Origin of the sequence: Enterovibrio qingdaonensis (assembly GCF_028683135.1) — a bacterium.
GTDB classification, from domain to species: domain Bacteria; phylum Pseudomonadota; class Gammaproteobacteria; order Enterobacterales; family Vibrionaceae; genus Enterovibrio; species Enterovibrio qingdaonensis.
This window is the reverse complement of record NZ_JAJUBB010000001.1, coordinates 279708-293175: the sequence shown is the minus strand read 5'-3', so window position 1 is coordinate 293175 and position 13468 is coordinate 279708. Positions and strand designations below refer to the sequence as shown.

Sequence of the window (13468 nt, the reverse complement as noted above, 5' to 3'; positions counted from 1 at the left end):
GAAACCGCGGTTTTTTTTAACATCAAACCATTATTTGAAATCGAGTAGCTCAATATCAAAAATCAATGTAGATCCTGGTTTTATGATGCCGGCTGCACGATTGCCATACGCTAAGTCAGCAGGGATGAAAAATCGGGTTTTTTCACCTTTTTTCATCAGTTGAACACCTTCGGTCCACCCTCTAATAACTTGGTTCAAACCAAACTCAATGGGCTCGCCACGTTGTACTGAGCTGTCGAAGACAGTGCCATCAATTAAGGTTCCGTGGTAATGCACTTTTACTTTTGACGTTGCGGTTGGATGTGTGTCACCTTCGCCCGCTTCAAGAACCTTGTATTGAAGGCCTGACGCTGTAGTTTCTACGCCTTCTTCCTGTCCGTTTTGAGATAAGTACGCGTCACCCGCTTCTTTGTTTTCAGCTGCTGCTTTCATCGATTTTTGGCGGTTGAGGTAAATTAAAACGATAAGAACAACAATAGCGAGGGGTAATGCAAAATCCATAATGACTCTCTTTCTGTTGATAAGGCTAATGCCAAGCTGCATTCATTATGTAAAACCATTACGAGAAATGGAATCAATATTATGAGTCAATATGTTGCAAGCTCTGGGGGAATAGAAGAGAGAGAAAGGGGCAGAAGCCCCTAGCGTTTTACTGAGCAACGAGACCTTTAACTACATCAAGAACAAACTCCTGACAATGCGTTGCGGTGGCAGGGTCGAAATCTTGGTTATGTTGGTCTGTATTTGATAATACTCGGATGCTCACAAAAGGTACGTCGTATGCTTCTGCGACAAGAGCGGCAGCTGATGTTTCCATTTCTTCAACCGAGGTACCGAGTTTTTCGTGAAACCAGTTGATACGGTCAACTTCGCGGTTCCATTCATCGGCAGTGCCAATTACACCTGATACGATTTTGCCGTGTTTGTATGCGTCGGTGTAACTCAGCGTATGAGCAAGAAGTGCGTCATCCGCATCATAGTGACTGAAGTTAACTAACTCACCTTCTTTGCGAAGACGCATAACAACGTCAAAATTTTCCCACTTCTCTGGGTGAATCCCTTTTCCTTTTTCCGTATAGGCGACTTTGTATGCCCCCATATTGAAGCTACGTGCACCTACAACAATATCACCACGATAGAGTTCCGGATCATGCCCCCCCGCAGTGCCTTGGTTGATGATGGCTTTTGGGTTGAACAACTCGATACCTAATGTGGTAGATGCAGCTGCATTTGCTAAGCCGATTTCAGTGCGAGAAATAACGATTGGGTGCCCGTTAATTTTTCCTTCCCAAAATGTCCATGAACCACGTTCTGATTCTTTTGCGTTTTCTAACGCAGCAATGAGGACGTTGGTTTCAATGTCCATCGCGCCTTGGATTAAAATGGGTTGCTCTGTTGCCATAACTGAAGAAGAAATAAGCAGAGAAAGTGAGGCGATATTCTTAAACATTTTTGTCGACCTTGCGGACAGGGAGTAAATTTCTGGCGAATCATACTGAAGCAAACGTTTGCGTCAATATAAAATTCCAAGTATTTAAAAGATGTATATTTACTGGTCTAAATAAATTCAGGCGGGTTAATAAAGTGAAGTGCGTTAATTACCACCATATCGAGCATACTTTCTTTTCGGGAATTGATGTTTTTTGCATCTATTTGGTGCAATGTCTGCGCCATAGTTGACGCTTTATGTGATTGAAATTGTGAGGAACTGGTGGGAAGGGTTGCTTTATCTATCTTTTAAAAGGTTGGTATGTTGTTTGCAATACGTTAAATGTGCTCATGCACAGCTTTCACTAACCACTCTTGTTTAGGAGTGTTATTTATTAGCGCATATTTTAATCTCAGTTATGCTCCGCTTCCTTTGTTAAGGACGGAGCTTTTTTTTACGTCGAATTAACGGTTCTGTTAAATTAATGCTGCAACACGATGCAAACGATAAATCTTGGTATTTGGCTGGGTGCGATGCAGTATTGCTTATTTATTCTGTCTAAATTCGTTGCTCTGGTGCAAAAAACCAAGAAACAAAATGTAATTGAGATGTTTCATTATGAATGAGGGTGCCAAACTTTAACAAATATATTCGCGTCAAAAATTAAGTGGTGGAAAAGTAGTTGCTGGTGAAATTACACCATAATCCAGGACGTGGAGAATAATAAATGAATAAGAACATTAAGTTCACAGCGATTGCTGCATGTGTAGCCGGTGCCCTAGGCATGAGCGCAACCTTGCAAGCAGCGCCTTCTCACGATAAGGCTGTCATTGGGTATTTGACACAATGGGAAGCATGGAAGGGAACAGATGCAGGGTTTAGCGTTAAAGGCGAAGCCACGCATTTGAACGTAGATATGGATATCTACTCAATCCTTAACTTTTCTTTCTTTGGTGTCGCCAAAGATGGTTCTTTGCACAGTGGTGATTTAAGAAACAAAAGTATTTACCAACCCAACTCGGTACAAGAGCCGGGTCCATTGCTACACCCTGATGTCTACTCTAGCTGGGATTTCCACATTCTATGGGGTGAGCTGGAATACATTCATGAGTATCCAGGAAACGAACCTTGGCAAGCAGAACAGCTGGCTAAAGTTCAGGCGCAAGGGTTTGTAAAAGACGGCCGCGGTTGGAGACATGAGCCTACTGGCGTGACGGGGCAAATGCCGATTCCTCTGAAGAAAGCAGGTGGTGCGCCGGGCCTGATCGATCTTGCCAATGAAAAGGGTGTCAAAGTCATGGCATCAATTGGCGGCTGGAGTATGTCTAAGCACTTCCCAGAAATGGCGGCAGATCCTATTAAGAAAGAACGCTTCCTTGCAGACGTTGACCGTTTGATTGCGTTGGGTTTCCACGGTATTGATATCGATTGGGAATACCCAGGTTCAGGTGGTATGAACTTTGAGGGTACGGAAGCGGATTACGCAAACTTTGAGCAGTTGATGGATGATATTCGTGAGCGAATTGGACCCGACAGACTCCTGACCGCTGCGTTTAAAGCCGTTCCAGCTGCATTGGAAGGCTATGATTGGGCCCGCTTGTCGAACTCAATGGACTACTTCAACATGATGACCTACGACCTGAACGGCGGTTGGTCAAATGTTGCGGGCCATAACTCCCCACTTTACCCGTACACAGAAGAAGAGTTCCCAGGTCTTAACCTAGACACGCTTAAAAACTGGATGGTGAATGTTCGTGGTATTCCATCGAACCAAATCAACTTCGGTGCAGCGTTCTACGGTCGCGGTGTTCAAACGACAGAAGCAAACGCCTATTTAGGTGCACCAACTGACAAGCGCAACGTTAACTTCTCTGTAGATGGACCGTCTGTTTCAGCAGCAGACCTGACAAACTGGGCTGCGTTTGAAGGGCAACCTAACTACAACTACATCATCAAGCAAACTGGCTGGGAGCACTTGTGGGATGCAAACGCCGAAGTACCTTACGCTGTTAAAGGTAAATACTTCCTGAGCTATGATGACCCAGACTCGATTCGCAAGAAAGCAGAGTACATCGTGAACAATGACCTTGGCGGTATCATTGTTTGGCAAGTACACGGTGATATTCAATGTGAAGGTACGTTTATCAACTACGGCTCTAAGCTGAAGCAATGTACGAACCTACGCTCACCGCTTGCAGAGCAAATCGACACTGTATTTAGCCAAAACATCATTCCTAATGAAGCACCTGTCATTACCGTGCCAGGCGCACAGAGTGTGAATTCTGGTGAAGTGGTTAGCTTTGTTGTGACGGCGACCGATGCGGATGGCGATGCACTAAGCTTTGCAGCGCAAGGTGCAACAGTGGTTGATAACGGTAATGGCTCAGCGACAGTTACTTATCAAGCACCGAACACTGCAACAGACCTTACCGAAACAGTAACCGTTACTGTTAGCGATGGTAAGAAATCTGATGCTGCAAGCGTTGTGGTAAATGTTGTAGGCAGTGGCGTTGTTGAAAATACAGCACCCGAATTGACTACACCAGCATCTGTTGATGTGAACGCGGGTGATTCAGCCACGATTAACGTCTCAGCGACCGATGTCGATAATGATACCCTGACTATTACGTCATCTTTGGGTACGGTTGCGCAGACTGGAAACGCGGCTGTTGTTACCGTACCAACGGAAGCTTCAACGACCGACAGTACTTTGTCCGTGGTTGTTACGGTTACCGATGGTACTGAAAGTGTTTCTTCAACTGTAACGGTTAACGTGAAAGGTGATACTGGACCCGTTGACAGCACGTGGGATCCAAACACCATCTACAACAATGGCGACAAAGTTGTTCATGGTGGCGTTGAGTACACCGCGCAATGGTGGACAAAAGGCGAGGAACCTGGTTCTTCTGCGGTTTGGGTTGCGGTAGACGATGGCACTACGAAAGATTGGAGTGCGGGTAAAGTCTACAACGGCGGTGATACTGCAACTTACCAAGGCGTTACTTACAAAGCGAAATGGTGGACGAAAGGTGATGTACCTGGTTCAGCGTGGGGACCTTGGGAGCAAATCTAAGCTCAAATGATACACCGTTTTAAGCCCTGCATAGCAGGGCTTTTTTCGTTCAAACAGTATGTTAGTGAGCATTATTAATTCACGTGTTCCTTACAAATGAATGGCCTGTCGTAAAACTGATTTTCGATCGTGGCATTAAGTGATTGAATTTATGTGTTTATTTCGCAATGGAAAATTCTATCGGATTTATCTATCACATTGGTCGGTACTTCCAATTGGATACTGTCTCTCGATAAAACTATAAATAACGCAAACGAGAAAAACGACGTGTCCGCAATGGAGGAATGATCATGTCAGATGTAAGCAAGTGCCCTTTCCACAATACATCAGGCCGTGGTACCACTAACAGAGATTGGTGGCCAAACCAACTACGCCTCGATATTCTTCACCAGCACACTACTGAGTCAAACCCACTAGGTGGGAGCTTCAATTACAAAGACGAATTCTCAAAACTCGACCTTGCTGCAATTAAGCAAGATCTTCATGATTTAATGACAGATTCTCAAGAATGGTGGCCCGCTGACTTTGGTCACTATGGTCCGCTGTTTGTTCGAATGTCTTGGCACAGTGCAGGGACGTATCGTACATCTGACGGTCGAGGCGGTGCAGGCACAGGTAATCAACGTTTTGCGCCAGTCAACAGTTGGCCGGATAACGGTAACCTCGATAAGGCGCGCCGTTTGCTTTGGCCGATCAAACAAAAATATGGTCAAAAAATATCTTGGGCTGATTTGCTCATCTTAACGGGTAACGTTGCGCTGGAATCAATGGGATTCAAAACCTTTGGTTTTGCGGGCGGTCGAGAGGATATTTGGGCTCCAGAAGAAGACGTGTATTGGGGTACCGAAAAAGATTGGCTAGGGGATAACCGATACACGGGCGATCGTGATTTGGAAAATCCATTAGCTGCGGTTCAAATGGGTCTGATCTATGTGAATCCTGAAGGGCCTAATGGCGACCCTGACCCAATTGCAGCAGCAACGGATATTCGTGAAACGTTCGCGCGTATGGCGATGGATGATGAGGAAACCGTCGCGCTGATCGCCGGTGGTCATACATTTGGGAAAACACATGGCGCGGGTGATGCGGCTTTGGTTGGTCCAGCACCAGAAGAAGCACCTATTGAGCTTCAAGGCTTTGGTTGGGCAAGCAGCCATGCTTCGGGTAAGGCTGGAGATGCAATCACGAGTGGTTTGGAAGTGACATGGACACAAACACCAACTCAGTGGAGTAACTATTTCTTCGAAAACCTATTCGGCTACGAGTGGGAATTGTCAAAGAGTCCAGCGGGTGCCCATCAATGGATCGCGAAAGATGCCAATGGCGTCATCCCCGATGCATTCGATGGCAGTGTAAAACATTTGCCCACTATGCTGACGACGGATCTGTCTCTTCGCTTTGACCCTGCATATGAGAAAATTTCTCGTCGATTCATGGAAAATCCCGATCAGTTTGCAGAAGCATTTTCACGTGCGTGGTTCAAATTGACTCACCGTGACCTCGGTCCTCGCTCTCGCTACTTAGGTGGTGAAGCACCAAGTGAAGAGCTTATTTGGCAAGACCCGATTCCAGCATGTACACATGCCGTGGTTGATGCTGCAGATATCGCAACACTAAAAGCGAAAATTGAAGCGACTGGCCTGACCGTGTCTGAACTGGTTTCCACCGCTTGGGCATCGGCATCTACATTCCGTGGGTCGGATAAGCGTGGTGGTGCAAATGGTGCTCGTATTGCGTTGGCACCACAAAAAAATTGGGCAGTTAATAAACCTGAGCAACTGGCGCATGTACTCGCAAAACTGGAAGGCGTTCAGCTTGATTTCAACAGTGCACAAGCGGGTGACAAACGCGTTTCTTTGGCGGATCTGATTGTGCTAGCTGGTGGTGTGGGTGTTGAGAAAGCGGCGAAAAACGCAGGTCAAGAAATCTCCGTTCCGTTTACGCCAGGGCGCATGGATGCATCACAAGCGCAAACTGATGAGCATTCGTTCGCAGTTCTTGAGCCAGAAGCAGATGGATTCAGAAACTACCTGAAAACCAAATACACGGTATCTGCAGAGGAAATGCTGGTCGACAGAGCACAACTGCTGACGCTCAGCGCGCCAGAAATGACCGTGCTTGTTGGTGGTCTTCGTGTATTGAATACGAATGCTGGCGGTGATTGTCACGGTGTGTTTACCCAAAGCCCTGAAGCCTTGACCAATGACTTCTTCGTGAACTTGCTGGATATGAGCACAGAATGGAAGCCTGTTGGTGGTGATGATGTTTTTGAAGGCCGTGACCGTGCTACAGGTGATGTGAAATGGACGGGTACTCGCGCAGACTTGGTGTTTGGTTCTAACTCACAGCTTCGCGCACTTGCAGAGGTCTATGCAACCCAAGATGCACAAAACAAATTCCTCAATGACTTTGTTTCGGCGTGGGTGAAAGTGATGGAACTGGATCGATTTGATCTGTCCAAGTAAACGCTAGCAAAAGAAAAAGCCGCTGAATTCAGCGGCTTTTATTGTTCTATGTACTGTGGATGGAAGGTGATACAACTCTGACCAGATAGATGTGCGGTTGATAAATCGAACGTTCGTGCTATAAATTTACTGAGCCGATAACAGAAGTTTCGTTATGAGTAAGAAAAAGCAAACACGAGAGCAAATCTTAACCGTTGCCTTTGATATGGCCAGTGATGAGGGGTTAGAAAGCCTGACCATTGGTGAGCTTGCTAAACGCGTTGGCATGTCAAAAAGTGGGTTGTTTGCGCATTTTAACGCGCGCTCGAACCTACAAGCAGCAGTTGTCTGGTATGCAGGAGAGCGATTTGCAGAAAGAGTAATCGCACCCGTTCGTGAAACTCAGCATGCGAGTTTAGAGAGCAAGATTCGCCATTTAATGGACAACTGGATGTCGTGGAACGGTTCATTTCAAGGAAGCTGTATGTTTCTGGATGCATGGCGGGAAAAGTCGAATAACGACGACGTTATGCAGCAAGCACTTGAAGCGACGACAAACAAGTGGCTGAGTTATTTGCATATTCAGTTCGAAAAAGGGATTGAAGCAGGCGAGTTTGATCCCGAGCTAGATTGCTGGCAGTTGGTGTATAAGCTTTATGGTTTGTACCTGAGCAGCCACCTTTTCAGAAAGCTCGATTTAGAAACTGAACACGGCCAACGGTTCTGGTTAGGGATTGACGATCTATTCCGCGTGATTAAACGCTAAAGCAGAATAAAGCAGGCAGTTATATAGCCTGCCTATTTTTAAAATCAAAATAGCACGACCGTTCGAAAAAGGAGTCGAGCATGAGTAGCAAAATTTATTTCGGCACAAACAGGCGTTTTAGTTTCAAACGCGGTGCCATCAGTATCGCAAGCAAGCTTCATCACAAGCTCGCTCCTAAACACGCGCTGAAAACGGCACGTAAGTTGTTTCTAACGCCGGTAAAAGGAAGAGAGCTAAATCCAACACCGGATGCGATGAAAATAGAAGCGGTCGAAACCCTAGAAGGGAAAATGATGACCTATCAGCTTGGGTCGGGCCCCACTTGGGTTTTGACACATGGATGGTCAGGTTCTGCTAATCAGTTTTTTCCGTTAATGGAATACATCGCGGAAGCGGGTTTTACCGCATTAGCCTATGATCATCCTGCTCATGGCAAAAGTGAGGGCAAAGAAGGCAGTATTCCTGCATTTCTTAACGCGTTAGACGGTATTTTAAATAGTCAGGAAAGAATAGAAGGTGTGATAGCTCATTCAATGGGCGGTGCCACCTTACTGGAAAGTGAACACCCAAGTTTGAAGTCGAAGCCGGTCATTCTCGTTGCACCTGTGCTGAAATATTGGGATAACCTTTTCGGTACGGTAAAGGCGTCGGGTTACTCAATGAAGCTATTTCGCGAAGTGATCGATGATGTAGGCAGGCAGTACAACGTTACGCTAGAGAGTATCGATCCGTTTACTAAGCTATCTAACCGCCAAGGTGCGGTGACGATTGTTCATGATAAAGGAGACAGGTTCGCGCCGTTTTCGGTATCGGAAGAAGCCACGCAATTTGAGCATGTTTCGCTGTTTGCGACGGAAGGCTTGGGGCACGGCCGAGTGTTAAAGAGCGACCCGTTGAAACAGGCATTCGATAGTGTCACTGGTCGGATTTAACACTGTACTAAGTTCATAGGGAGACAAGGATGGTCACACCCATTTATGCCGCAATACTGGCGTTCATTTATCTCGATACCTAAACAACCTGAAGATGCAGGATTCAGCGAGTTTGACGGGTGTTGTGATCGCGGCGTTCCTTTGCAGGTGTAGTCACCTCCATCAAAAAGGGACAACAAAGAGCACGACGTCCGTCAACTCGCCCGAAGGGAGGCCTTCAATGCGCCCACTTCATCGTTAAATTTCACGGAAATAGGATAACTATTCCTCGTGAAATTCGCCTCGAATTGAACGCATTGATGACCTCTGAATGCGAGCATCTTCAGGTTGTTTGGGTATATTTAGCAAAGAGAGTCATTGGATTCCGCCAAGAGTTTAAGGTTGGGCTTGGCGATGGTGGCAATGCGTTGCTCAACAAAGCGATTCGTGCGCACAGTAACTTTTCTGAGTACGTGCCATTTACCTTGGTTTTAATTTTGTTGGTGGAATTGCAAGGTACTTCGTTTATAGCGGGGCTGCATGTGTTGGGCGCGACACTTGTGCTAGGCCGACTACTGCATGCATATGGTGTAAGCCAAGAAGTTGAACCGTTCAAGTTTCGTGTTTTTGGCATGGTATTAACGGGTCTAGTCGTGATAATTGCAGCACTATGGGGCTTTTTCTTAGCAATCACTTGAAGCATTCTTCCGTGACATGCATAGTGGCGGTTGAAAATACAATGACTTGGTTGAGACATGTTGAAAAACATTGCCGTATTCGCAGACGTTCAAAATATTTATTACACCACCCGACAAGCCTATGGGCGTCAGTTTAATTATCGTAAGTTGTGGCAGCAACTCAATGAGATGGGCAATGTGGTCTCGGCCAATGCATATGCCATTTCGAGGGATGATGACCAACAGATCAAATTTCAAGATGCGCTGCGACATATTGGCTTTGATGTAAAGTTAAAACCCTACATCCAAAGAAGTGATGGCAGTACAAAAGGCGATTGGGATGTCGGTATTGCGATTGATGTGATGGAAGCGGCGCAGTCTGAGGAGCAACCTGTCGATATCATTGTTTTGCTTTCTGGCGATGGGGATTTCGATATGTTAATGGCGAAAGTTCGTGAAGGATATGGCAAAGAAGCCGTTGTATTCGGTGTTCCCACACTAACGGCCAATTCGTTAATCAACGCAGTCGATAGGTTCATACCTATCAACGAAGATATATTGCTCTAAAAAGCCAGTTTTAGAAGAATAAGTTCAGGATCGTTCGTATCCTGAACTTGATGCTCAAATCCCAACTTTTCGAGTAAGGTTATACTGCGATTGTTGGTTGGGTGCGTGATCGCCACTATTTGAGGAACGGCTAACGTTTCTTTTGCAATACCAATCACTGCTTCAGCGGCTTCTTTCGCATAGCCTTGACGTTGCGATTCTGGAAAAAAGCCATAGCCCAAGTCAATGTCATCGAGAGAATCCCGTTTAATTAGTCCGCAGATACCAATCGCTTTCCCACTATTTTTTTCTTCTACTGCCATTAGCCCCATGTGATCTTGCTTGTACATCGGTAATAACGTCGAGCGTAAATACACCGCTGCATCAATATCGCTGCGAATATTCTTGTCACCAACAAACGTCAGGAAGCCATCGGTGTTGTATAGCGCATTCAAAAAGCTAGCGTCGCTTTCATTTAAGTGACGCAGTGTTAGACGGGGTGTTTCTAATAGCATTGATGGTTTTGTCATCTATTAAGTGTGGACAAAAAAAAGAGCCCATGCACAGGACTCTTTTATATTTGCTAGGCGGATAGTGTTATTTCCCAGCGACGCTCAAACGTGTAAATCGAATCAATGGCGCAAAGAAACGGCCATCATAATTCGGGATGACGGTGTTACCAACGGCATCAACTTCTTTGATCATTGTATAAAAGTTACCAGCAACGGTTATCCCGCGAACTGGGCGAATTCGCTTTCCATCTCGGCAAAGGAATCCACTGGCACCAAACGAAAATTCGCCGCTGATAGCATCTGCGCCAGAATGTACGCCTTGCAGTTCGACCAACTCAAGGTATTCACCCGCAGTGATTTCAGCATCACTGCTTGTACCCGCAGAAATAACATCGTGGCGAGAGGTAACGCTGAGCGTCCCCTTGGCTGAACGTCCTGCATTGGCGGTTGGTGTGACGCCAAAATGTGCCGCGGTTGCAGAGTTGTGCAACAAACCAATGAGTTTGCCATTTTCAATTAACGGCGTGTCACCAGTTGCAAAGCCTTCACTGTCGAATGCTTTAATCGAATGCCCATTTTTCATGTAAGCGATATCGCTAAATGTCAGCAGCGGGCTTGCAACCTGCTCGCCGACTTTATCACGCCAAGGGTTAATGCCTCGTTTCGCTGATTCACCCGAGAAACAACTGCCGAAAGCCCCTAATACTTCATTGAGACAATCTTGTGCAAAGACAACAGCATATTTCCCAGTCTCTACAGGTTCGCCTTCGAGTAATGCATTCGCCATTTCATAGGCATCATTGACGATTTTATCCGGCGACAAACCGTCGAAGCGTCGTGCAACAGAGGCGGCGATATGCATGGCCTGTTTGCCGTTATGGTCGATTAACGCAGTGGTATAGCAGCTAAAAGTCCGTTCTTGATGTGAGCATCGTGTGCCCAAGGTATTGCCGAGTAATGTAAGAGAACTGTTTTCACTGTAACCATTGTAGGGCGCAGATTTAGCGAGAGGTTTCTCGCGAATTCGGCCTTCTAATGCTAATGCCAGCTCAATTTTTTGCTCTGGCGTCGCGGTGTCTTCTTGGAAGATTTCCGACGGGTCGGTGTGAAGGATTAAACCTTCTGCACGAATTTGTTGTAACGGGTCTTTTTTTGTGTAACTCGCGTTTGTCAGAGCCTGCTGGACCATCTGCTCAAGACTCGCGGGTTCAAGTGACTCGGAGTAGCTAATTGCAACGTGTTCATCTTTAATTACACGCACACCAATTACTTGGCTGGCAGTGACCTTGTACTCTGACAATTCGCCTTGATCTGCTTTTAAACTGAAGCTCTCGCCACTCGACGCAATAACATCTGCTTGAGCACCTTGCTTTGCTGCCAAGTCGAGGACTTGTTCGACGGCGTTTTCTAATGTTTTCATCTCGCTCATTAGTTACCACCTCCCACAAGAATGTTATCGACTTTAAGTGCGGGCTGACCAACCGTAGTCGGCACTGCACCGCTGACTGAACCGCACATACCAGCAGCAAGGGCAAAATCGTTGCCAACCATACTGATTTCTTTCAACACTTTAGGGCCAGTACTGATCAGCGTTGCTGATTTCAGTGGATGCGTAATCTTGCCATTTTCAATCATGTAAGCTTCTTGCACGGCAAAGTTAAACTCGCCCGTACCAGGCTGTACTGAGCCGCCGCCCATTTTCTTGGCATAAATACCGCGTTCAATACCGCTAATCATGTCATCAAAGGAGTCATTGCCTGCTTCGATATATGTATTACGCATTCGTGACGTAGGGGCGTACTTGTATGATTCTCGACGACCAGAACCTGTGCGCGCAAACCCCGTTTTTAGGCTACCCATATGGTCGACCATAAAGCTGGTTAACCTGCCATCTTTAATCAGTTGCGTGTGTTGGGTTTCCATGCCTTCGTCATCAATGTTGATGGAGCCCCATTCGTTAGTCATTAGACCGTCATCAACAGCATTAACGACAGGGTTAGCTATCATTTCACCCATTTTGTCGTGGAATACCGAGGCTTTTTTAGCGACGGATGTGGTTTCAAGCAAGTGTCCACATGCTTCATGGAAAATCACGCCGCCGAAACCATTACCGATAACCACTGGCATTTCACCAGAAGGACAAGCCGCTGCACCAAGCTTAATAAGTGCTTGCTTTGCGGCTTGTTCGCCAAGGGCTTCCGGGTCGATTTGGGTGTTAAACTCCCAGCCAGATAGCATGCCAGGTGCTTCGTAACCCGTGGATTGTTCGCTGCCAGAAGAAGCAACAACAGATGAAACAATGCGGGTGTAATGGCGGGTATCTTGGATATGAAGACCTGTTGAGTTAAAGATCTCTACATGCTGTTCGCGCTGGAGTATGCGACCAACGATTTGCGAAATCTTGTCACTTTCAGCGCGCGCTTTTGCATCAACCCTTCGCAAGTAGGCAATTTTTTCTTCAACATGGTTATCTGTTGAGAATGGCATAGATGCGTGATGACGATTGTTCCCCGTCATAAAGTTCAACGCACCAGCTGTCGCAATTTGGTCTCGTTTGTCTTTGGCACATAGTAGAGAGGTGACCTGCTTTAATTTTTCTTCATCGAGGCTATTGGTGTAGCCGTACAGGACTTTCTTACCAAAAAAAAGACGAATACCAATTCCAAAATCAATGCCGGAATTCACTTTATCAACGTCGCCGGATAGCAGTTCAACGCTTCCTGAATGATGACGCTCTACAAAGAGCTCAGCAAAATCAGCACCCAGAAATAGAGCGTGATCAATCACCGCTTTAGCAGTGTTGGTATTTAGCATTTATTTCTCCTCTATAGAGAGTCAGCTTCTTATTACTTTCAGATTATCAGGTTGAGGGAATTGCACCAATCATCTTTACCTTTTAGTGATATAGGCAAGATTAATTGGTTGCTTTGTAATCTGTCTTGGTCGAGATGGTGTTTTTTTAGGCTAATAACTGAATTCAGGATGTACTTAAGAGGCTTACTTTATTCTCAACCTAGCGTTCTTTCCATTTTACACATGTTTAGTCACTTATATTCATTTTCAAAGTCATATTGAGAATGTGATGCGTAAGATCACATTAAGAGTGGGGC

11 protein-coding genes are annotated in these 13468 nt (G+C 45.9%); 6 read left to right on the top strand and 5 right to left on the bottom strand.

The features are described 5' to 3' along the window. Positions 1–30 precede the first annotated feature (30 nt). Positions 31–501: a BamJ family beta-barrel-assembly machinery protein gene (locus LRP49_RS01410; protein WP_274139667.1), complete on the bottom strand. Its 471-nt coding sequence runs from the start codon at positions 499–501 to the stop codon at positions 31–33. Positions 502–649: 148 nt separating this feature from the next. Beyond that, positions 650–1450 (bottom strand): 5'-methylthioadenosine/S-adenosylhomocysteine nucleosidase, encoded by an 801-nt coding sequence (locus tag LRP49_RS01405; RefSeq protein ID WP_274139666.1) that lies wholly within the window; start codon positions 1448–1450, stop codon positions 650–652. Between the two features lie 706 nt (positions 1451–2156). On the opposite strand from LRP49_RS01405, the gene LRP49_RS01400 reads away from it, so the two are divergent. The 6 genes from LRP49_RS01400 (at position 2157) to LRP49_RS01375 (ending at position 9867) form a co-directional block, all read left to right on the top strand. Then, positions 2157–4502, top strand: coding sequence for a glycosyl hydrolase family 18 protein (locus tag LRP49_RS01400; protein WP_274139664.1), 2346 nt, complete (start codon positions 2157–2159; stop codon positions 4500–4502). A gap of 290 nt (positions 4503–4792) precedes the next feature. After that, entirely contained in the window at positions 4793–6967 is a 2175-nt protein-coding gene (gene katG / locus LRP49_RS01395) for a catalase/peroxidase HPI (RefSeq protein WP_274139662.1), read from the top strand. A 154-nt stretch (positions 6968–7121) separates the two neighbouring features. Then, a complete protein-coding gene (locus LRP49_RS01390; RefSeq protein ID WP_274139661.1) occupies positions 7122–7712 on the top strand; it encodes a TetR/AcrR family transcriptional regulator in 591 nt (196 codons plus the stop codon). 80 nt (positions 7713–7792) lie between these two features. Continuing rightward, positions 7793–8644: an alpha/beta hydrolase gene (locus tag LRP49_RS01385; protein WP_274139660.1), complete on the top strand. Its 852-nt coding sequence runs from the start codon at positions 7793–7795 to the stop codon at positions 8642–8644. A 299-nt stretch (positions 8645–8943) separates the two neighbouring features. Beyond that, positions 8944–9321 carry an MAPEG family protein gene (locus tag LRP49_RS01380; protein ID WP_274139659.1) on the top strand — a complete coding sequence of 126 codons (378 nt, stop codon included), beginning with the start codon at positions 8944–8946 and terminating at the stop codon, positions 9319–9321. 60 nt (positions 9322–9381) lie between these two features. After that, positions 9382–9867 carry an NYN domain-containing protein gene (locus LRP49_RS01375; RefSeq protein WP_274140086.1) on the top strand — a complete coding sequence of 162 codons (486 nt, stop codon included), beginning with the start codon at positions 9382–9384 and terminating at the stop codon, positions 9865–9867. On the opposite strand, the gene LRP49_RS01370 is transcribed toward LRP49_RS01375, so the two are convergent. The 3 genes from LRP49_RS01370 to LRP49_RS01360 form a co-directional block, all read right to left on the bottom strand. After that, entirely contained in the window at positions 9864–10361 is a 498-nt protein-coding gene (locus LRP49_RS01370) for a GNAT family N-acetyltransferase (protein ID WP_274139658.1), read from the bottom strand. The genes LRP49_RS01375 and LRP49_RS01370 overlap by 4 nt on opposite strands. An 82-nt stretch (positions 10362–10443) precedes the next feature. Then, positions 10444–11787, bottom strand: coding sequence for a TldD/PmbA family protein (locus LRP49_RS01365; RefSeq protein ID WP_274139657.1), 1344 nt, complete (start codon positions 11785–11787; stop codon positions 10444–10446). Beyond that, on the bottom strand, positions 11787–13172 hold the full coding sequence (locus tag LRP49_RS01360; RefSeq protein ID WP_274139655.1) for a TldD/PmbA family protein: 1386 nt from the start codon (positions 13170–13172) through the stop codon (positions 11787–11789). The genes LRP49_RS01365 and LRP49_RS01360 overlap by 1 nt, the downstream gene beginning before the upstream one ends. Between the last annotated feature and the right edge of the window lie 296 nt (positions 13173–13468).